This window comes from Celeribacter sp. SCSIO 80838 (assembly GCF_056498065.1).
In genome coordinates, this window is the sequence record NZ_JAZKMA010000001.1 from 2,730,952 (window position 1) to 2,751,589 (window position 20,638).

At 63.5% G+C, this 20,638-nt stretch carries 21 protein-coding genes; 15 read left to right on the top strand and 6 right to left on the bottom strand.

The window, feature by feature from the left end; all coding sequences use genetic code 11:
- The first annotated feature begins 13 nt into the window (after window positions 1-13).
- Window positions 14-940: an EamA family transporter RarD gene (rarD, locus tag V1475_RS13665; RefSeq protein WP_479413188.1), complete on the top strand. Its 927-nt coding sequence runs from the start codon at window positions 14-16 to the stop codon at window positions 938-940.
- On the opposite strand, the gene V1475_RS13670 is transcribed toward rarD, so the two are convergent.
- Both V1475_RS13670 and V1475_RS13675 read right to left on the bottom strand, forming a co-directional pair.
- Complete coding sequence (locus V1475_RS13670) at window positions 937-1,578, bottom strand: pentapeptide repeat-containing protein (protein WP_479413189.1); 642 nt, start codon at window positions 1,576-1,578, stop codon at window positions 937-939. The two genes, rarD and V1475_RS13670, sit on opposite strands and share 4 nt — an antisense overlap.
- A complete protein-coding gene (locus V1475_RS13675; protein ID WP_479413190.1) occupies window positions 1,565-2,158 on the bottom strand; it encodes an LOG family protein in 594 nt (197 codons plus the stop codon). Before V1475_RS13675 ends, V1475_RS13670 begins: the two co-directional genes overlap by 14 nt.
- Window positions 2,159-2,321: 163 nt before the next feature.
- On the opposite strand from V1475_RS13675, the gene V1475_RS13680 reads away from it, so the two are divergent.
- The 6 genes from V1475_RS13680 to V1475_RS13705 all read left to right on the top strand — a co-directional run bounded on the left by V1475_RS13680 (window position 2,322) and on the right by V1475_RS13705 (window position 9,614).
- On the top strand, window positions 2,322-3,590 hold the full coding sequence (locus V1475_RS13680; RefSeq protein ID WP_479413191.1) for a LysM peptidoglycan-binding domain-containing protein: 1,269 nt from the start codon (window positions 2,322-2,324) through the stop codon (window positions 3,588-3,590).
- Window positions 3,591-3,723: 133 nt separating this feature from the next.
- Window positions 3,724-5,544: an ABCB family ABC transporter ATP-binding protein/permease gene (locus tag V1475_RS13685; RefSeq protein WP_479413192.1), complete on the top strand. Its 1,821-nt coding sequence runs from the start codon at window positions 3,724-3,726 to the stop codon at window positions 5,542-5,544.
- A 64-nt stretch (window positions 5,545-5,608) separates the two neighbouring features.
- Window positions 5,609-7,003: a cryptochrome/photolyase family protein gene (locus tag V1475_RS13690; protein ID WP_479413193.1), complete on the top strand. Its 1,395-nt coding sequence runs from the start codon at window positions 5,609-5,611 to the stop codon at window positions 7,001-7,003.
- Between the two features lie 53 nt (window positions 7,004-7,056).
- Complete coding sequence (locus V1475_RS13695; protein ID WP_479413194.1) at window positions 7,057-8,283, top strand: class I SAM-dependent methyltransferase; 1,227 nt, start codon at window positions 7,057-7,059, stop codon at window positions 8,281-8,283.
- A 27-nt stretch (window positions 8,284-8,310) separates the two neighbouring features.
- The gene (locus V1475_RS13700) at window positions 8,311-8,751 is read left to right on the top strand and encodes a TrgA family protein (RefSeq protein WP_066708171.1); all 441 of its coding nucleotides are present in this window, start codon (window positions 8,311-8,313) and stop codon (window positions 8,749-8,751) included.
- Window positions 8,742-9,614, top strand: a complete 873-nt coding sequence (locus tag V1475_RS13705) for an NUDIX domain-containing protein (RefSeq protein WP_479413195.1) — start codon at window positions 8,742-8,744, stop codon at window positions 9,612-9,614. Before V1475_RS13700 ends, V1475_RS13705 begins: the two co-directional genes overlap by 10 nt.
- Before the next feature lie 18 nt (window positions 9,615-9,632).
- Here V1475_RS13705 and V1475_RS13710 read toward each other — a convergent pair whose 3' ends face one another.
- The 3 genes from V1475_RS13710 to cobA form a co-directional block, all read right to left on the bottom strand.
- On the bottom strand, window positions 9,633-10,853 hold the full coding sequence (locus V1475_RS13710; RefSeq protein WP_479413196.1) for an MFS transporter: 1,221 nt from the start codon (window positions 10,851-10,853) through the stop codon (window positions 9,633-9,635).
- A gap of 105 nt (window positions 10,854-10,958) precedes the next feature.
- On the bottom strand, window positions 10,959-12,245 hold the full coding sequence (locus V1475_RS13715; protein WP_479413197.1) for a cobyrinate a,c-diamide synthase: 1,287 nt from the start codon (window positions 12,243-12,245) through the stop codon (window positions 10,959-10,961).
- Window positions 12,242-13,102, bottom strand: coding sequence for a uroporphyrinogen-III C-methyltransferase (gene cobA / locus V1475_RS13720; RefSeq protein ID WP_479413198.1), 861 nt, complete (start codon window positions 13,100-13,102; stop codon window positions 12,242-12,244). The genes V1475_RS13715 and cobA overlap by 4 nt, the downstream gene beginning before the upstream one ends.
- Before the next feature lie 96 nt (window positions 13,103-13,198).
- Between cobA and V1475_RS13725 the strand changes: the two genes are divergently transcribed.
- From V1475_RS13725 to V1475_RS13760, 8 genes are all read left to right on the top strand, one after another.
- Entirely contained in the window at window positions 13,199-14,239 is a 1,041-nt protein-coding gene (locus tag V1475_RS13725; RefSeq protein WP_479413199.1) for a cobalt-precorrin-5B (C(1))-methyltransferase, read from the top strand.
- On the top strand, window positions 14,240-14,977 hold the full coding sequence (gene cobK, locus V1475_RS13730; RefSeq protein ID WP_479413200.1) for a precorrin-6A reductase: 738 nt from the start codon (window positions 14,240-14,242) through the stop codon (window positions 14,975-14,977).
- Window positions 14,977-15,600 carry a DNA-3-methyladenine glycosylase family protein gene (locus V1475_RS13735; RefSeq protein WP_479413201.1) on the top strand — a complete coding sequence of 208 codons (624 nt, stop codon included), beginning with the start codon at window positions 14,977-14,979 and terminating at the stop codon, window positions 15,598-15,600. Before cobK ends, V1475_RS13735 begins: the two co-directional genes overlap by 1 nt.
- Window positions 15,597-16,136: a hypothetical protein gene (locus V1475_RS13740; RefSeq protein ID WP_479413202.1), complete on the top strand. Its 540-nt coding sequence runs from the start codon at window positions 15,597-15,599 to the stop codon at window positions 16,134-16,136. The genes V1475_RS13735 and V1475_RS13740 overlap by 4 nt, the downstream gene beginning before the upstream one ends.
- A 100-nt stretch (window positions 16,137-16,236) precedes the next feature.
- Entirely contained in the window at window positions 16,237-16,905 is a 669-nt protein-coding gene (locus tag V1475_RS13745) for an alpha/beta hydrolase (RefSeq protein ID WP_479413203.1), read from the top strand.
- A 153-nt stretch (window positions 16,906-17,058) separates the two neighbouring features.
- Window positions 17,059-17,184, top strand: a complete 126-nt coding sequence (locus V1475_RS13750) for a hypothetical protein (protein ID WP_479413204.1) — start codon at window positions 17,059-17,061, stop codon at window positions 17,182-17,184.
- Window positions 17,185-17,230: 46 nt separating this feature from the next.
- Complete coding sequence (locus tag V1475_RS13755; protein ID WP_479413984.1) at window positions 17,231-18,754, top strand: ABC-F family ATP-binding cassette domain-containing protein; 1,524 nt, start codon at window positions 17,231-17,233, stop codon at window positions 18,752-18,754.
- Between the two features lie 134 nt (window positions 18,755-18,888).
- Complete coding sequence (locus tag V1475_RS13760) at window positions 18,889-19,473, top strand: HNH endonuclease (protein ID WP_434287262.1); 585 nt, start codon at window positions 18,889-18,891, stop codon at window positions 19,471-19,473.
- A 55-nt stretch (window positions 19,474-19,528) separates the two neighbouring features.
- Here the strand turns inward: V1475_RS13760 and V1475_RS13765 are convergent, their stop codons facing one another.
- Entirely contained in the window at window positions 19,529-20,479 is a 951-nt protein-coding gene (locus V1475_RS13765; protein WP_479413205.1) for a radical SAM protein, read from the bottom strand.
- Window positions 20,480-20,638: the final 159 nt, after the last annotated feature.

Genomic DNA, 20,638 nt, shown 5'->3' on the forward strand with positions numbered 1-20,638 from the left:
CTCTGTCGCAGCCATGACCGAGACGCAAAAAGGCTATATTGCCCTCCTGATCGCCCAAACCACATGGGGTCTCTCGCCGCTTTATTACAAGGCGGTGGCCGATGTGCCTGCCTTCGAGGTGCTGGCGCATCGTACGCTCTGGACCTGTGTGCTCTTCGGCCTCTGGACCGGTATTCAGGGCCGGTTCGGTGAATTGCGTCGCCTGATGACCGGGCCGCAGGCGACCAAGGTGCTGGCGGCTGCAATTTTGGTGTCGGTCAACTGGGGCCTGTTCATCTATTCGATCCAGTCGGGGCAGGCACTTGAGGCCTCGTTCGGCTATTACATCTTCCCGCTGGTCGCGACCGTGATCGGCATGGTGATGTTTCGCGAACGGCTGTCAAACCTGCAATATGCGGCGCTGGGGCTTGCCGCTCTGGCGGTCGTGGTGCTGGGCGTCGGGCTCGGCGCGCTGCCCTGGATTGCGCTGACACTTGCCGTGACCTTTTCGATCTACGGTGCGATCAAGAAGACGCTCGACGCAGGCCCGATCCTGTCGGTGACCGCCGAGGTGGTGCTTTTGGTACCGATCGCGCTGGTTTGGCTTGCGGGCGCGCATTTCGTGGGCTGGGGCGGGACGGAGGCACAGCCCGCAGGCGCCTTCGGCCAGTCGCTCAAGGATACGGTGATGCTGATTTTCTCAGGCGTGATCACCGGCGTGCCGCTGATCTTCTTCACCGCCGCCGCGCGTCGTCTGCCGCTCACGGTGGTCGGCATGGGGCAATATTGGAACTCGACGCTGCAATTCCTTGTCGCCGTGCTGATCTTTGCCGAACCCTTCACCCATTGGCACGCCATCGCCATGCCGCTGATCTGGGTCGCGCTTGTGCTTTATACCGTCGAGGCCTTTCGCCGCGAGGCTCAGAACCGCAAAGCGCGCAAGGCTTCGACCTCGGCCTAGAGAACCGTCACGCCCAGCCCGCGCAGCAATTCGGTCGCCTGCGCCTTCGAGATGATCGCCCCTTTGAAACATGTGGCACTGGCAAAGCTGAGCGCCCCCAAATCCGCCTCTCTCAAATCTGCGCCATCAAAGCGGGCGGTCGCGAGATGCGCCCCCTGCAAGCGGCATCGCTCCAGGATGCTGTCCCGGAAATCGCAGCCCGCGAGATCGGCTTCGCTCAGGTCGATCTGCTCGAGGTGGCATTTGCGGAAATTCATCTGCCGCAGATAGGCCCCCGCAAGCACCGAGCCGTTGAAATCAATCCCAAGCGCGCGGGCGTCCCGGAAGTCCGCGCCGGTCAGTTTGCAGTCCCGGAATGTCGCATCGGAAACGTCGCTGCCGACCCAGCGCGACAGCGACAGGTTGCAGCCCTCGAACCGGGCCTCCGAGAGACGGGCGTAGCTGAAATCGGCCTGAATCGCCTTGCATTTGATGAAACTGGTGTCTTCCAGCGTTGCGCCGGTGAAGCTGCAAAACTGGAATTCGCAGTGCTCGAATCTATAGCCCGACAGGTCCATCCCGTCGAAGTTTCGCCCTTCGAAGCGGCAGGAGAGGACATCCGTACCGTTCAGCGCCGCGATGTCGTCAATAACCCGCATCGGCCCGCGCGATGCGCAATGCCTCGGTCAGCTCGCCGACCGTCTGCACCGTCTCGTAATATTGCGCGGTAGACAAAGGCGCGAAGCCTTCGTCGATCACATGTTCGATCAGCGCCTCAAGCGGTTTCCAGTAGCCGTCGGTCGACAAGAGGTAGATCGGCTTGTCATGCAATCCGATCTGTTTCCAGGTCAGCACTTCGAAGAATTCGTCGAGCGAGCCCGCACCGCCCGGCAGAACCACGATGGCGTCGCAATTCATGAACATCACCTTTTTGCGCTCATGCATGTTCTCGGTGATGATGAAGGTGGTGAGATCGCGTTTGCCGACCTCTTTCGGCAGAAGATGGGTCGGGATCACGCCAAAGGTCGCAGCCCCTTTGGCCTGTGCCGCCCGCGCCACGGCGCCCATCAACCCGACATCGCCCGCGCCATAGACCAGCCGCCAGCCTTCCGCCGCGATCATCTCGCCCACCTCGGTCGCTGCCGCCTCGTATTCCGGCTTGGCCCCGGGGCGTGAGCCACAGAAGACACAGATCGAAAACGAGGAAGAAATCGAGGCGGAAACGGGCTGGGAAGACATGGCGGTCCCTTTGCAACGGGTTTGAAAAAAGGAAGTCTTTGACCCTTGTTAGCCCCCTTGCTAGGTTGTCTCAAGCCTTGATCTCGCAGCCCTGATCCGTGTCTCAATCTCGGGGGGTGACGGTCGTGCGACAGGGCCGGACCATCAGGGGGATGTGCCGAACATGGCGAAACAGAATGCATGGATGATGCCGGCGGCCGGTGTCGGGGCTGCGGTGCTGGTTGCGGCAATCGGGGCCGTGCTCTATCTCGGGCGCCCGATGGAGGAGGAGGCTTTGCCTCAGCCGGTGGCGGCGGTTCCGCAGTCTGCGACCGGAGACAACGGGAAGATTGAGAGCGCCGAAGCCGTGCCGACCCCGGCGCAGATCCTGCCGAGATTCGATCTCGTGCGCATCCCGCCCGACGGGCTTGCGACCGTGGCCGGTCAGGCTGAGGCGGGCAGTGAGGTGCATATCCTCGTCGACGGGACAGAGGTCGCCAAGGCGGAAACCAATGACCGGGGCGAATTCGTGGCCTTGTTTGCGCTTGAGGCCTCCGGCGCCCCGCGTGAAATGCAATTGGTGAGCGGCACGGGAGCCAGCGCTCTGGTGAGTGCGGAAAGCGTGATCGTCGCACCCGCAAGCCTCGCCAAACCGGCGGGAACTGAGACCTCGGAAGTGGTTTTGGCCGAGGGCGAGATCGCGCCCCCGGAGGCCGAGGAAGCCACCGGCGCCACGGATGGGCCTGCACTGTCCGGCGGCGCGCCGCTGGCCGCTTCGGGCACCGGAAGCGCCATTGCGCAGCAGGTTCTGGAAGGGGCGGCCACAGGGGGAGATTCTGTGGAAGCCTCTGCCACGCCCACTGTGTTGATGGCCGATGACGACGGCGTCAGGGTTCTGCAACAGGATGGCACGGCGCCGGGTACGCTCCATATCGACGCAGTGAGCTACGATCCCGAAGGCCGGGTTTTTGTCTCGGGCCGGGCGGCACCGGGCGCGGCGCTGCGGTTCTACATTGATCAGGGCTTCATCACGCGCACCGAAGCGGGTGCGGACGGTCAATGGCGCACGGAACTCCAGGACGTGGCCGCCGGGCGCTATTCTCTGCGGGCCGATCAGGTCGATGAATGGGGCAAAGTGGTGAGCCGGGCGGAGATTCCATTCCATCGCGAGGAGGTCGCACTTCTGGCGCAGATCGCGGAAGAGACGACCGAGGCCGAACCGTCAGGCTCCGCGACAGGAACGTCGGAGAACGCGGCCGAGACAGGGATCGCGACGCCCGCCTCCCGCATCGCCTCGGTCACGGTGCAGCCGGGCAACACGCTTTGGGGGATCGCCTCGAAACGCTATGGCGACGGGTTCCTTTATGTGCGGGTGTTCGACGCCAACCGCGACCAGATCCGCAATCCCGACCTGATCTATCCCGGACAGATTTTCCAACTACCCGAGGAGTGATCCGTCCCGGTTCTGCGATTGCGCAGAAAGCGCCAGAGGGGTATGCGGGCAAGGCATCTTGCCTTCCCGCGCCTTTTCCGCGATTTTGGCGGCCCTTCACTCCGATCTAGCCCGAAAGGTTGCCATGAGAGGTATGCCTCCTTCCGTCACCACCGACCGCACGCCCGAGAACGGCTGGCTCGTCCTCAGAAAGGTCGCGCCCTATCTCTGGCCCAAAGGCGACACGCCTGTGCGTGTGAAGGTGGTGATCTCCGTCGTCCTGCTGGTGATCGCCAAACTGACCGCCGTGGCCACGCCGTGGTTCTACAAGGCCGCCGTCGACAGCCTCTCGGGCGAGACGGCACAGGACGCGGCGTGGTTCGTTGCTGTGGGGGCGATCGGGCTGACCGTGGCTTATGGCGTGGCGCGGATGATGGAAGTGGGGTTCCAACAGCTCCGCGCGGCAGTGTTTTCGCCGGTCGAGCAGGGCGCTTTGCGGGTCATTGCGCTCCAGACCTTTCAGCATATCCACAAGCTGTCGCTGCGCTATCATCTGACGCGGCGCACCGGCGGCCTGTCGCGCATCATCGAGCGCGGCGTCAAAGGCGTGGCCTTCCTGATGAACGTGCTGATCTTCGGCATCGCGCCGCTGATTTTCCAACTCGGGCTGGTGCTGATCATTCTCTGGGGGGCGTTCGGCTGGGATTACATGGGGGTCGTGGCGGTCACGGTGGTGGCCTATGTGGTCTTCACGCTCAAGGTCACCGAATGGCGGGTGAAAATCCGCTACGAGATGAACAAACAGGACACGGAAGCCAACCAGAAGGCCGTCGACAGCCTGTTGAACTTCGAAACCGTCAAATATTTCAACGCCGAAGGCGGCGAAGCGCGGCGCTACGATCAGGCGATGGCAGGCTATGAGACTGCGGCGATCAAGACCGAACGCTCGCTCGCCTTTCTCAACTTCGGCCAGACCTTCCTGATCACCTCCGGGTTGATCGGGGTCATGGTTCTGGCGGCCTTGGGCGTCCAGAACGGCACGCTGACCGTCGGCGATTTCGTCATGGTCAACGCCTATATGATCCAGATCACCATGCCTTTGAACTTCCTGGGCTCGATGTATCGCAACATCCGCCAGTCCATCGTCGATATGGAGGATATGTTCTACCTGCTCGAACAACCGGCCGAGATCGTCGATGCGCCGAACGCCCGGCCGCTCAAGGTGACAGGCGGGACCGTGACGCTCGATCATGTGGAATTCGCCTACGATCCCGCGCGGCCGATCCTGCATGGCGTCGATCTTGAGGTGCCGGCGGGGCGCACACTGGCCATCGTCGGCCATTCCGGCTCCGGCAAATCCACCATCGGGCGGCTGTTGTTCCGCTTCTATGACGTGACCGGCGGGCGGCTTCTGATCGACGGGCAGGACCTCCGCGATGTGACGCAGGACAGTCTGCATGCCGCGATTGGCGTGGTGCCGCAGGACACGGTGCTGTTCAACGACACGATCCGCTACAACATCGGCTACGGGCGCGACGGGGCATCCTATGACGAGATCGTCGAGGCGGCGAAAAAGGCCAAGATTCACGACTTCATCATGGGTCTGCCGGAGGGCTATGAGACGCAGGTCGGCGAGCGGGGCCTCAAGCTGTCGGGCGGCGAGAAACAACGCGTCGGCATTGCCCGCACGCTGCTCAAGGACCCGCCGATCCTGCTGCTCGATGAGGCCACATCGGCGCTCGACACCCAGACCGAACGCGGCATTCTGGGCGCGCTGAAACTCGCGGGCGAAGGCCGCACGGTGATCACCATCGCGCACCGCCTCTCCACGATTGCCGACAGCGACGAGATCGTCGTGCTGGAGGCGGGCCATGTGGTCGAGCGTGGCACCCATGAGGCGCTGTTGCAGGCGGGTGGCAAATATGCGGCGATGTGGGCGGCGCAGGCCGAGGATCGCGAAGTGGCTGCGGCGTGATCCGCCTCTGTCACGGCAATGAAAATGCCCTATATCATCGGCAGATGTTGATATGGGACAGATCATGACGGCGATTTGGTGGATCCGGCGCGATTTTCGGTTTGAGGACAACCCTGCGCTTGTGGCGGCAGCGGCGCGTGGCGCGGTGTTGCCGGTGTTCATCCGGGACGAGACGGTGGACGGGCTGGGGGCTGCGCCGAAATGGCGGCTTGGGCTGGGTCTTGCGCATCTCGTGGAGCGCATCGAAGCTCAGGGCGGGCAGGTCGTACTGCGCTCCGGTCCTGCGAAAGACGTTTTAAAACAGATCGTTGCCGAGACAGGTGCAGAGGCGGTTTTCTGGAACCGGCTTTACGACAAGGCCTCGATCACGCGGGATACCGAGGTCAAATCGGCATTGAAAGACGCCGGTATCGAGGCACAATCCTCAAATGCGCATCTTTTGTTCGAGCCCTGGACGGTCGCGACGAAAACCGGCGGCTATTACAAGGTCTACACGCCCTATTGGAAGGCCGTGCGCGAGATCGGGGCGGGGCAGTCGGTGAAAACACCGCAGGTCACATGGGCCGATGCGCCCGAAAGCGAGGCTCTGGAAGACTGGACTCTCGGGGCCGAAATGCGCCGGGGGGCGGCGGTGGTTTTGCCCTATTGCCATGTCGGCGAAACGTCGGCAAAGCGTCGGCTTTCCGTCTTCCTCGACACTCATGTGGGCGACTACAAGGCCCGGCGCGATTTTCCCGCCGATCCGGTTTGCTCTGGCCTGTCGGAAAACCTGAGTTATGGTGAAATCTCGCCCCGAACCATCTGGCACGCGGGGCTTCATGCCATGGAAGAGGGGGCGGCGGGCGCGGAGCATTTCCTCAAGGAACTCGTGTGGCGCGAGTTCGCCTATCATCTGTTGTACCACGAACCCGATCTGCCGGAGCGCAATCACCGCGACGGCTGGGACGCGTTTCCCTGGCGGGGCGACAACGAGGACGCAGAGAATTGGCGGCGCGGGCGCACCGGCGTGGGCTTTGTCGATGCCGCCATGCGCGAGATGTTCGTGACCGGCACGATGCACAACCGTGCGCGGATGATTGCGGCCTCTTACCTGACGAAACATCTGCTGACGGACTGGCGGGTGGGGCTGAAATGGTTCGAAGACTGCCTGATCGACTGGGACCCGGCGTCGAATGCGATGGGCTGGCAATGGGTGGCGGGCTGTGGCCCGGACGCAGCGCCCTATTTTCGGATTTTCAACCCGGACGGGCAGGCGGAGAAATTCGACCCGGACGGCACTTACCTGCGCCGCTGGATCGCCGAAGGCGCGGGGCAGCCGACGCAAACCGCGCTGTCCTATTTCGACGCCGTGCCGAAATCATGGGCGCTTTCGCACAAGGATGCACCAGCAATCCCGGCAATTTCGCTCAAGTCGGGACGGGAACGCGCGCTTCTGGCCTATGAGACGCTAAAGGGGTGACGGATCGGAGATTTGCGTTACTCTGGGGCTGATATGGCAGTCAGGAGGCGCAGATGCCCGGGACAGCACCCGTTTTGATCAGCACCGAAGGGCAGGGCGATCTGCCCCGATATTTTCCGCAGGTTTTCGCCATGGCGCAAAGCATGGCGGCCGGACAGCTCGATTTCATCCTGCCCGACGGGCGGGTGTTCCGCGCGGCAGGTCCTGCGCCGGGGCCGGTGGCGGCGCTCAACATCCATTCGGACGATGTCTTTGCCCGGCTGATCCGCGAGGGCGACCTGGGGTTTTGCGATGCCTATATCGAGGGTGGCTGGTCGAGCCCGGATTTGCAGGATTTTCTCGATCTGCTGCACGCGGGCAATGACGTGCTGTACGACGGGTTTCCGGGCATGGGATTGCTGCGCGCTTTCGAGCGACTGCGGCACTGGATGAATGCCAACACGCGCAAACAGGCCAAGAAGAACATTTCCTATCACTACGATCTCGGCAATGAGTTCTACAGCCTCTGGCTCGATGACACGATGACCTATTCCTCGGCCCTGTTCGAGACCGGGCAGGAGAGTCTGGAGCAGGCACAGCGCGCGAAATATGCGTCTCTGATTGACGAAATGGGCGTCAAGGACGGCGATCATGTGTTGGAGATCGGCTGCGGTTGGGGCGGGTTCGCGGAATATGCGGCAGGCGAGCGCGGCTTGCGCGTCACCGGGCTGACGATCTCCGAAGAGCAGTTCAAATTCGCCGCCGAGCGGATCAAAAAGGCGGGTCTGTCGGACCGGGTACAGTTGAAATTGCAGGATTACCGCGACGAGCGGGGGGCCTATGACGGCATTGCCTCCATCGAGATGTTCGAAGCGGTGGGGGAGAAATACTGGCCGACCTATTTCGGCAAGCTCAGCGAGTGCCTGAAACCCGGTGCGAACGCCACGCTCCAGATCATCACCCTCACGGATGCACGGTTCGAGAGCTACCGAAAATCCGTCGATTTCATCCAGAAATACATCTTTCCGGGCGGCATGTTGCCCAGCCCCTCGGCGCTTCGAGAGCAGATCGATGCGGCGGGGTTGCATTTCCGGGGCTCGAAGGAATTCGGCGAGAGCTACAGCCAGACGCTCCGGCGCTGGCACGAGACCTTCAATGCCGAATGGGAGCGGGTCGCCGCACTTGGGTTCGACGAGCGGTTCCGCCGGATGTGGAATTTTTACCTGACCTCTTGCGCGGCGGCGTTTCACGGGGGAAACTGCGACGTAACACAGGTTACAATGACACGACCGGGGGGCTGAACCCCGAGAATTCAGAGCAGGTCACAGATGCCCACAGCCGCCAAACTCGTCGCAGCCCTCTGGTTTGCCCTTTTGGCATGGTTCGCCGCCGAATTGGTGATCCCCTACCTGCCGGAAGGCACACAAGTCGGGTTGTTTTCCTATATCACCGGGGTCATCGGACTGTTGACCGGCTGGGTCTTTCTCGGGCGGCGCGCGGGCGACACGATGGCGGCGGCACTGAGCTACGGGTTTTCGGCCTCGGTCATCCTGACTTTCTGGGCGATCTTCTATTTTTCCTTCGAAATGATGATCCACCGCTCGCTCGACAAGCATTATCGCGGCCCGACGCAGGCGCTGATGTCGATGGTGGACATGATGCGCGACAACGGTTTGTTGATGCTGAAATGGGACATTGTCATCGTATTGGTCGCGGGCGGGTTCTTTGGCGGCTGGATCACTGAGAAGGCGGCGCGCAAATGGTCGTAAGCGATGTTTTTGCGCCGCTGAAAGCCCGGTTCAACTCGGATCAGGTGGCATTTTTGCGGGCGGTTCTCGACGGTGATGAGCCGTTTCTGTCGCCCGCGCTGATCGCGGCCGCCGCCGAAGAGGTGGTGCTTTACGAGGGCGAACGCGAAGTGGAGGAGTTGCGGGTGCTGCGCTCCGCGATCTTCATCCGGGCCTGGGCAAGGCTGACCGCAGCGGCGGGCGAACGTCCAAGGGCGGAAGGCCGGACCGATCTGTCGCGGGCCGATGTGACGCTGATGAGCCGGGCCATTCCCTATTCGCATTTCTTTGCGCTCGACGACAGCGTGCTGACGCATCGGTTGTTCGACGGTGGCAGTTCCGAGGTGATGACCCGTGCGGGGTTTCTCATGGCGGATGCGGCGACGGTGCTGCCCTATGATCCGGTGCGCGACCATGTGCTGGTGATCGAGCAGTTCCGCTTTGGGCCATATACGCGCGGCGATCTGCGGCCCTGGATGCTGGAGCCGATTGCCGGGCGGATCGACACCGGCGAAGGCCCGGAGGCGACGGCGCGGCGTGAGGCGGAGGAAGAGGCGGGTGTCACGATCGGGGCGCTTCACAAGGTGGCGGAATATTACCCCTCTTCGGGGGCGATCACCGAATATGTGACGTCCTATGTGGGGATTGCCGATCTGCCGGAGAGCCTCGCCAAATCGGGTGGTGGGCTGGATCACGAGCATGAGGACATTGCGTCCTATGTGATCCCGTTTGCGCGGCTGATGGAGATGTGCGACGCGGGCCAACTAGACGTGGGACCGCTGTACATGTCGGCGCTGTGGCTTTCGCGTCATCGTGACCGGATCAGGGCAGAGGCGGGGGTGTAAAGGCCCCCGCCCACCGCGTTACCCCTTGGTCTTCGGCTGCATCCAGAGCCAGATCAGCGCCGCACCGGCGAGCGTCAGGAGCGGGATCATCGTCAGGTTGACCGCGATCCAGCCGTCCTGTGCCGAACCGCCGGAACAGTTCAGAAGACCGCCGGAGGCCAGCGAGGCCAGCGTCACGCCGCCGAAGACGATGAGGTCGTTCATACCCTGAACGCGGCCACGCTCCGACGGCTCATGGGCCGAGGAGAGCATGGCCGTCGCACCGATGAAGCCAAAGTTCCAGCCGACGCCCAAAAGGATCAGCGCGATGAAGAAATTCTCCAACTCGACGCCCATCATCGCTACGACACCGGCGGCGCCCAGAATGACGAGGCCCAGCGACATGATCCGCTCGACGCCGAATTTGGCGATCAGATAGCCGGTGAAGAAGGACGGCAGGAACATCGCGATGACGTGGGCGGAAACGATATTGGCGGCGGTGTTCTGCTCAAACCCGCAGCCCACGACGGCGAGCGGCGTCGAGGTCATCACGAGGTTCATAAGCGCATAGGAGGTGGTGGCGATGATGATCGCAACCGCAATGCGCGGGGTCTTCAAAAGCTCCATCCGCGAGCGCCCGATCAGGTGGTGATGGGTCGAGACCGGCGGTTTCGGGATGTCGAGGAAGAGAAACAGCAGCGAGCCGACGATGTTGATCGCGATCACCGCAAGATAGGTGCCGAGGAAGGGCACGACCATGGCTTGCGACGTCACTTTCACAAGCTGCGGCCCGATGATGGCGGAGGCGAGCCCGCCCGCCATGACATAGGAGATCGCTTTCGGGCGGAAGGACTCGTCGGCAGTGTCGGTGGCGGCAAAGCGGAAGAAGCCCTGCGCCGATTGGTAAACGCCGGTGAAGAACCCGCCGAGAACGAAGAGCCAGAAGCTTTGGTGCAAAAGCGCATAGGCGCCGATGCCCGCGCCAATCGTGCCCGATCCGGTGCCGATCCAGAAACCGACACGACGGCCCCAGCGCTGCATTGCGGCCGAGAGCGGCGTCGCAGCCATCATCGAACCGAGCACGGTGGCGGAGATCGGCAGGGTGGAGAAACAGAGGTTGGTCGCCAGAGACTGACCCGCGAGGCCGCCGATGGTGAAGATCATCGACATCTGCGCGCCGAGGAACGCCTGGGCGAAGACGAGGATCATCACGTTGCGCCGGGCGCGCTGGGTGTCGGGGCTGAGGGCCGTGTCGGTCATGAAGCGTCCGTGTGCATGTTTTTGAATGTGTCGTCTCAGCGTTTAGCCGCTCAGCCGGGTCCTGAGAACCCGCGTTCTTCAAGGGGCGCTGTGCAGAAACGGGGATTACGACGTGATGGCGTCGATCAGATGCAGGAACGACCCCGCGACCGAGCCGGAGATCAGCCCTTGCGGTCCGAGATCGGTGCCTTCGGCATCCGAGGCGGCAAAAAGCGGTGCGCCCTCGGCCTTGAGCGTCGTGGCATAGTGAAACTCATGCGCCGCCCATCTGCCGGGGAACGGGCCGGGGCATGGACCGGCCAGCGCCTCCGCCCGGCGATAACCCAGATGCAGCTTGCGTTGGGCGAAAGAGGTTTCGAGACGCAACAGACCCGCCATCTTGTGCCGCACCCCGTCCTTGTCGACCAAACCGTCGCCCAAGACCATGTAGCCGCCGCATTCGCCGTAAACCCGGCGGCGGGCGGCGGTTTCGCGCAGGCCTTGGAGGAATTGATGATTGGCGGCGAGACGCCCGGCGTGCAATTCGGGGTAGCCGCCGGGCAGGTAGACCAGATCGGCGGGCGGCGGCGTTTCATTGGCCAGAGGCGAGAAAAACCGGATTTCCGCGCCCTGCGCCCGCCAGTCCGCCAGAAGATGCGGATAGGTGAAGGCGAAGGCCGCGTCTTGCGCCACCGCGAGGCTCCGGGCGGGCGGCGGCACGCGCGGGGGGTGAGCTGCGACAGGCAGCGGGGTGGCGAGGTTTTGGATCAGGTCGAGATCGAGCGCCGCCTCGACCGCATCGGCGGCGGCGTCGAGAAAGGCGTCGAGATCGGGGCGCTCACCGGCCTGCACGAGGCCGAGATGCCGGTCCGGATGGCTGAGCGCGGCGCTGCGGGGCAGGGTGCCGATCAGCGAGATGTTGAGGGGCGCAAGGGCGCGGGCGAGCATTTCTGCATGGCGCGGCGAGCCGGTTTTGTTGAGGATCACGCCTGCGATTTTGACGCGCGGATCGTGATGGGCAAAGCCTGCCACCAGCGGTGCAACGGACCCGGCCATGCGGGAGGCATCGACGACCAGAACCACGGGTATGTCGAAGAGGCGCGCGAGATCGGCCGAGGCGCCCTTGCCCTCGGGCGGTGCGCCATCGAACAGGCCCATCGCGCCCTCGACGATCAAAAGCCCGTCGCCGGAGGCGAGCGTTGTCAGGCGCTCGGGCGTCATCGCCCAGGCGTCGAGATTGACACAGGCGCGGCCGGTGGCTGCCTCGTGAAAGCGCGGGTCGATGTAATCCGGGCCGGATTTCGCGCCGCGCACGGGGACCCCGCGCCGGGTGAGGGCGCGCAGGATGCCAAGCGTGACGGTGGTTTTGCCGGAGCCGGAGGCAGGCGCGGCGATCAGGAGGCCCGTGGTCATCCGCCTTGTTCTGCCGGTTTGCCACGACCCAGCGGATCGGTGTTGCGCGGGGCCTCACCGCGCATCAGGGCCTGCCAGTCGAGCACCTGCCGCATCAAAACCGCGCGCCCGACGCAGATGATCGCGGGCGGCTCAAGCCCTGCGTTCGCGATGTCCTCGACCATGGTGCCGAGCGTCGTCTCCAGGACCTGTTGTTCGGGCAGGGTGGCGCGGGCGACCACGGCGACGGGTTCGTCTGCGGGGCGTCCGGCCTTCAAAAGACCGTCGCGAATGGTCGGGGCGTGTTTCATCCCCATGTAGATCACCAGAACGCCAGAGGCGCGCGACAGGGCCTCCCAATCGAGGCTGCCGGTCGGGCCGCCGGTTTGATCGTGGCCGGTGACGAAGCTCACGGATTGGTTGACGTCGCGGTGGGTGACCGGGATGCCCGCATAGGCAAGCCCGCCGATCCCCGCCGAAATTCCCGGTACGATGCGCACCGGCACGCCATGTTGAATGAGCGTCTGGGCCTCTTCGCCACCGCGCCCGAAGACGAAAGGATCGCCGCCCTTGAGGCGCAAGACGCGTTTGCCCGCGCGGGCGAGATCGACCAGTTGCAGCGAAATATCGGCCTGTTTCGCGGAGGGCTTGCCGCCGCGTTTGCCGGCATAGACCAGTTCGGTGCCCTCGGGCGCCCAGCTCAGAATTTCCTGCCCGACGAGGGCATCGTAGACGATCACATCGGCCTGGCGCAGCGCGTTGATCGCATGCAGCGTCAAGAGGCCGGGATCGCCCGGCCCCGCACCACAAAGCCAAACCCAGCCGGGTTCCAGAGTGGGCCAGTCGCCCGAGGGGAGGGAGAGCGTCGATTCTGTCATGTCTGATTTATGACGAAGGGCGCGGCGCGGGGGAAGCCTGTTTGGTGGCACGAATGTGGCTGGCAGCGCGCGGTTGGCTGGCTTATCGTGGCGGCGATGACCGAGACTTCACCTTCTTTGCGCCGTGGCTGGACCACGGGGGCCTGTGCGACGGCGGCGACCCGCGCGGCGCTGATGGCGCTTTGGGGCGAGGGGTTTCCCGAGCGTGTGCGGATCACACTGCCGAAAGGCGAGCGACCGGAGTTTGCGATCTCGCACCGCGCAGAGGGGCCGGGCTGGGCCGAGGCGGGGGTGATCAAGGATGCGGGGGACGATCCGGATGTGACCCATGGTGCGGAAATCCGGGCGCGGGTCTGTGCTTCTGGCGGCGGCCTCCTGTTCCGGGCGGGCGCGGGCGTTGGGACCGTGACGAAACCCGGCCTGCCGATCCCGCCGGGCGAGCCCGCGATCAACCCGGTGCCGCGCGAGATGATGACCGGGCAGGTGGCGGAGATGGCGAAACGGCTGGGGCAGGCGGGAGATGTGGAGATCACGGTCTCCATTCCCGGCGGCGAAGAGATCGCGCTCAAGACATGGAACCCGCGCCTTGGCATTCGGGGCGGGCTGTCGGTTTTGGGGACGACGGGCGTGGTGCGGCCGTTTTCCTGCGCGGCATGGATTGCCTCGATCCAGCGCGGCGTCGATGTGGCGCGGGCCGAGGGGCTTGCCCATGTGGCCGGCTGTACGGGCGCGACGTCGGAGCGCGCGGTGCGGGGGCTGTACGATCTGCCCGAGGGCGCGATGCTCGACATGGGCGATTTCGCGGGCGGGCTGCTGAAATACCTGATGAAACACCCGGTGCCGCGGGTCACCATCGGCGGCGGCATCGGCAAGATCGCCAAGCTGGCGCAGGGCGAAATGGACCTGCATTCGAAACGCTCGCAGGTCGATCTGGCGCATTGGGCCGCCGAGATGGGCGACCCGGATCTTGTGCATTGCAACACGGCGCTGGAGATTTACGACCGTCTGGGGGCTGACTTTGCCGCGCGGGTGGCGCAAAAGGCGCTGGAACAGGTCGAAACACGGTTCGGCGGGCGCGGCTGCGCTTTCGACATCGTGGTGATCGACCGCAAGGGCACCATTATAGGACGGGCATAAATGATCCTTCTTCTCGCAGGCAGCACTGAGGCGCGCAATCTGGCCGGGCATCTGGCTTCTTCGGGTATCAAGGCGGTAGCCTCTCTGGCGGGCGTCACCGACGATCCGCTGACCTATCCGATCGAGACGCGCGTGGGGGGCTTTGGCGGCGAGGAGGGGTTTCGCGCCTATCTTAAAGAGGCCGGGATCACCGCCGTGATCGACGCGACGAACCCGTTTGCCGAGGCGATCACGACGCGCACGGCACGGGTCTGTCGTGAGCTGGGCCTGCCGTATCTTTTATACGAACGCAAAATCTGGCGCTCGCAGCCGGGGGATGCGTGGCATCATCTCTACGACATCGCGGAGCTGCCCGCGATGATCCCCGAAGGCGCGCGCGTGTTCCTTGCGACCGGGCGGCAGAGCCTTGGGCGCATCGGGCCGCTTTTGCCGGGGCGGCATCTGATTTGCCGGGTGATTGATGCGCCGACGGAGCCTTTCCCTTATCTGGGCGAATGGATCACCGGGCGGCCGCCGTTTTCCGAAGCCGATGAGATTGCCCTGTTCGAGCGCCTCAAACCCGATGTCCTCGTGGTGAAAAACGCAGGCGGGGCGGCACGCGGCAAGCTGGACGCGGCGCGCAAGCTCGGCATTCCCATCGCCATGATCGCCCGCCCGCCGGTGCCCGAGGGCGTTGAGCGGCGGGAGCAATTGCTCGATGCGCTGGAATGGGCGGAGACCCATGGTGAGACCTTCTGATGCGGATCATCGCCTGTGACGCGGATGTCGCCGAAGGGGCGGCGCATCTGGCCACATGCGAGCCGCGTTTCGCCCATGCGCTGAGCCTGACCGGGCCCTTGCCGCTCCGGCGGCGCAAGGACGGGTTCGAGGAGCTTCTGGGCGCGATTGTCAGCCAGCAAATCTCGGTCGCTGCCGCCAATGGCATCTGGCGGCGCTTGCAGGCGGCCAGGCTCACAGGTCCGCGCAAGGTGCTTTGGGCCAGCGAAGACGATCTGCGTGCCTGCGGGGTGTCGCGGCAAAAGGTGCGCTATGCCAAGGCCTTGGCCGAGGCGCGGATCGACTACGGCGCGCTGCGGGATGCCCCGACCGCCGAGGTGGTCGCAACCCTGACCGAGGTGCCGGGGATCGGCGTCTGGACGGCGGAAATTTATGCGATGTTCTCGCTGGGCCACGCCGATGTGTTTGCGCCGAGCGATTTGGCCTTGCAGGAAGCGGCGCGCCTGTTGTTCGATCTGCCGGACCGTCCGAAAGAGCGCGCGCTGCGTCAAATGGCCGAGGCCTGGGCGCCATGGCGGGCGGTCGCGGCGCGGGTGCTCTGGGCCTATTACCATGTGGCGAAACAACGCGAGGGTGTGAGATGACGAAAACCGCTGCGGGTCTTGTGGCTCCACTGGCGCTTTTGGTTGGGTCTGTTTTGGCAGGGTCTGTTTTGACGGGGCCTGTGTTGGCCGAGGATGTGCCTTTGGCGCATATCTATGCGCAAGGCGATTGGGATAAGTTTGGCGACGACTGGGACTGCATCGAGATTGCCTCGACCATGGGTTGGCAACGCTACATGGTGCCGCACGAGGGGATTCTCGGACGGAATTTTACCTATATGATCATCCATACCGATCAGGAGGGGTGGACCGTCGACAAGGCGCAGTATGCGCCTGTCCTGAATGGCGGCCACACCGGGGCGGATGCCGAGGCGCTCGCGCCCTTTAATCAATATAAATTTGATCAATCCGCGCCCTTCGGCGCGCTTATGGTCCGTTTCGCGGATGGCGACTCTCGTGCGCTCCTCAATGAAGGCGAAGAGCCATGGACGATCGGGCAGGAACCGCAGCTCGATTTTCGGATCAACGACACCGGGTTTGGCGACAACGCCGGCGTGTTGCAACTCTGTTTCTGGTGAGCCTTGGGGGCTGCGCCATATTGCGCGTGGCTTCCGGCCCGGTTGCGAAGCCCCTGCTTTGTGCTTAGAGCTTGGCCATGACCCAGTTTGAGAGGACCCCATGAGCGATCTGACCAACCACAAACGCGACAGCCTGTCGGGGCGCACGAGCTCTGCGGTGATCTTCCTCCATGGCTATGGTGCCGATGGCAACGATCTCCTGAGCCTTGCCGATCCTTTGGGCGAACACCTGCCAGACACGATGTTCTTTGCGCCCGACGCCCCCGAGATCTGCACCGGCAACCCGATGGGGTTTCAGTGGTTTCCGATCCCGTGGATCGACGGCTCCTCGGAAGAAGAGGCCCGCACCGGCATGCTGCGCGCGGTCGACGAACTGAATGACTATCTCGACAATCTCATGGTCGATTACGGGTTCGAGGCGGAACAGATCGCGCTCGTAGGCTTTTCGCAAGGTACGATGATGTCGCTCCATGTGGCGCCGCGCCGCGAAGAGGCATTCGCCTGTGTCGTGGGCTTTTCCGGGCGGCTGATTGCGCCCGAGATGCTCGAAGACGAGATGAAGGTGAAACTGCCGATCCTTCTGCTGCATGGCGATCAGGACGAGGTGGTGCCGCCACAGTCGATGCCGGAGGCCGGTCAGGTGTTGCAAGAGGCGGGGTTCGAGACCTACGCCCATATCATGCGCGGCATGGGGCACGGGATTTCGCCCGATGGCTTGGGGGTTGCTCTGGCGTTTTTGCGGGAAAAACTGGGCTACGAGGCGGGGTAACGTAACGGTCTTGCGCGTCATGGAGGGAAAAGGACAAAAGTTAGCCTTGTGTTCACTTTTTTCACGGCATGATCGGCAAGACCCCTTGACCCTGCACCTTTGGGTGTTACCTATTTTATACAAAGCTAGGAGGGCTGACCTATGGACATTCTCATGACGACCGCATTCGCCTTGATTGCAACCGGTGTCGTGGTGGCCTATGCCTTCCTTTCCCAGCGTCCGTCTGAGGAACGTCTCCCTGTCCGCATCCGTGTTGAGGACCGCAAACGCAAGCTCTGAGCTTGCGGGGCTTCGCGCAGGATTTGATCTGACCCTCGGGCCCGGTGTGACCGGGCTTGTCGGGCGAAACGGATCGGGAAAATCCTCACTTCTCAAATTTATCACAGCCTCCGCTCGGGGGGAAATTTCGCCAGTGCCGGTCACGGGCGAGATCTCGCTTTCCGGCCCCGTGCGCCTGCTCGATCAGTCGCCCGATCCGCACGCTCGGATTTGTGACCTGTTCGGCTGTGCCGAGGCTTGGGCGGATCTCAAACGCGCACTGGCGGGCGAGGCTACGAGCGGGCCCTTCGAAGAGGTCGATTGGAGTTTGGAGGAGCGTCTCTCGGCGCAGCTCGATCGCTTTGGCCTCTCGGACATCTCCCCCGAACGTCGTCTTGGAACGCTGTCGGGCAGGCAACAATTGCGCGCATCCCTCGCCGCGCTGTTTTTCGACGCGCCCGACATCCTGTTGCTGGACGAGCCGACCAATGCGCTCGACACGGAGGCGCGGGAGGTCCTTCAGTCGGCGTTGAAAGCCCATCGCGGGCTGGCGCTGATCGCAAGCCATGACCGCGCGCTTCTCGAAGAGGTCGACCGCATCGTCTCGCTGGACCCGGACGGCTCGGTGGCCATGTTCGGCGGCGGCTGGTCGGCGTTTCAGGCGGCCAAAACGGCGGAGCGCGCACGGCTTGGGGCGGAGGCCGACAAGGCCGGGCGGGCCTTGCGCGCGCATCGGGCGCAGAGCGAAGAGGCCGCCGCACGGCAGGCGAGGCGGGCGCGTCAAGGCAAGGCGCTGCGCGATGGATCGCAATCGAAAATGCTGTTGGACAAAGCCAAGGAAGGGGCCGAAGGCGCGGCCGGTGGGCGGCTCCGGGCCACGGCACGGCGGGGCGAGGCACTGGACGCGGCACAGGCGGCGGTACGCGAACGGATCGAAATCGTGACGCCGGTGGCGATGGTCTTTCCCGCAATCGTCCTCCCCGCAACGAAACAGGTGCTGACCCTGAAGGAAGCGGCGTTTGCAGCGGGTGATCACCGGATCGGCCCGGTTTCTCTGAGCCTGACGGGACCGAAAAGGCTGGCCATTCTCGGCCTGAACGGCGCCGGAAAATCGACGCTTCTGCGCGGCATTGCGGGCGAGATCGCGCCGCTTTCGGGCGAGATGAGCCGCCCGGTCAAATGCGCCCGGCTGGACCAGACCGGTGGGCTAACGGGGACGGGATCTCTGATCGAGGCCGCACGCGCCGAGCATCCGCATCTCAACCCCGCCGAGATCCGCACCGCACTGGCACAGGCCGGGTTTCGCGGTGATGCCGCGCTGAAACCGGTGGCGGTGCTGTCGGGCGGCGAGCGGCTCAGGGCTGCGATTGCGCTTCTGGGCGCGGGCGGCGATCCGGCACCGCTTCTCCTGCTCGACGAGCCGACGAACCACCTCGATCTCGATGCGCTGGAGGCGCTGGAAGAGGGGCTTTCTCAGTGGCGTGGCGCGCTGATCGTGGTCAGCCACGATGCGCATTTCCTGCGCAAACTGGATGTTTCGGCGGTGTTTTGCCTGAATTCGCGTCACATGGGCGTCACGAAAGCCCTGTAAAGACCGAGACAAGGGTTTCGCATATTCTGAGGCTTGTCAGGTCAAAGCCGCGATATATAGTGAAACAAGAGTTGTGGGACGGGTCGTCCCGTCCCGCCAGCCACGAGTTGAGCAGGACGAGGAACGGTGCACCCATGGATGGAGACTTCAGGACACATTTTGTCAGGGAACCCAACGCGGCCAAGGCGCATCCCGCGCTGGTGCTGAACGCGGATTACCGACCGCTCTCTTATTACCCGCTGTCGCTCTGGCCCTGGCAGGAGGCGATCAAGGCGGTCTTCCTCGACAGGGTCGACATCGTGGCGGAATATGACGACTTCGTTCATTCCCCGAGTTGCAAAATCCGCATCCCCTCGGTCGTCGTCCTCAAAGATTATGTCAAACCTCAAAAGCGCGTGGCCTTCACGCGCTTTAATTTGTTTTTAAGGGACGAATTCCGCTGTCAGTATTGCGGCTCGAAAGGCGATCTGACCTTCGATCACGTCATCCCGCGAGCACGCGGCGGCATCACCAGCTGGGAAAACATCGTTGCGGCCTGCGTGCCCTGCAACCTGAAGAAGGGCTCGAAATCCCTGCGTCAGGCCGGGATGAACCTGCGTAAACCGCCACGCGCGCCGGGGGCCGAGGAGCTCAAGAACATGGGCCGCAAATTCCCGCCGCATCACCTGCACGACAGCTGGATCGACTTTCTCTATTGGGATGCCGAACTGGACATGTGACATTTCGGGCTTTCTGATGGCCCAAATACTCAAAATCCCGTGCAATGAAGCGCGATCAGGCGGAACAGGACGCGCCGCCCAGCACACAGAATTTCGCACAATGCGGATGGTTCAGCGCCACGGCCCCCATCGCCCCCGCAAGTGTCGGACCAAGATCGAATTCCGGCGCGTAAGGCAGAAGCGTACAGGCGACGACGGAGGGCGCGGCCCCCTTGCGTTTCACCACCATCCGCTGCGAGGCGCACATGATGTCGGAGGGCGATTTGCCTAAGATTCCCCAACAGGCGGTGGTGATCTCCGGCACTTCGACGGTCATATCCATCTCCGGGAAAATCACGGTTTGGGCCGGGTGGGCGGCATCGATCTCATAGCCGCGCGCGGCATAGAGCGCCGCAAAGCCCGCGCGGGTGTCGGCCTCTGTCTCATGCCAGAGCGACCGGGCCGCGACGGTCATGGTAAACCCCTGATCGCGAAGCCAATCCATGCCCGCGAGCGTCACCGCGAAACTGCCCTGACCGCGCATCGCGTCGTGATGTTCCGCGGTGAAATGATCGAGGGAAATACGCAGGGTCAATCGACCGGGAAACGCCGCGTTCAGTTCGGCAAGCGCGGCGAGGATGGCAGGGCGCTGCATCGGACGCATGGCATTGGTGAGAACGAGCACCTCAAAGCCGCGGGAGAGGGCCGCACGCGTCATCCCGGGCATCTCGGGGTTCATGAAGGGTTCGCCGCCGGTAAAACCGATCTCGCGCGGGCGCAGGTCGAGCGCGTCCAGTTCATCGAGATAGGTTTCGACCTCCTGCGCCGTGAGATAGGCGAGCGCGTCGTTGGTCGGTGAGCTGTCGATATAACAGTTCACACAGGTGATGTTGCACAGCGTGCCGGTGTTGAACCACAGGGTCTCGAGCCGTTCGAGCGCCACACGGGCCCGGGTCTCGCCTTTGGCCGTCACCGCAGGATCGATGAATTTTCCAACGTTGGCAAGAGATTGGCCATGATCTTTCATCGCGATATGTCTCCGGGGCGCAGGGCTTCTCTCAGGGTAGACGCTGTGCTGCGTGGTGAAAAGGCCTCACTTTTCGCTGCACGGCAGCGTGAATATGAAATTGTCCGGAAGGACACTTGAGAGGTGGCGCGGGGATGCTAGACTTCTCTGTGACAAAGC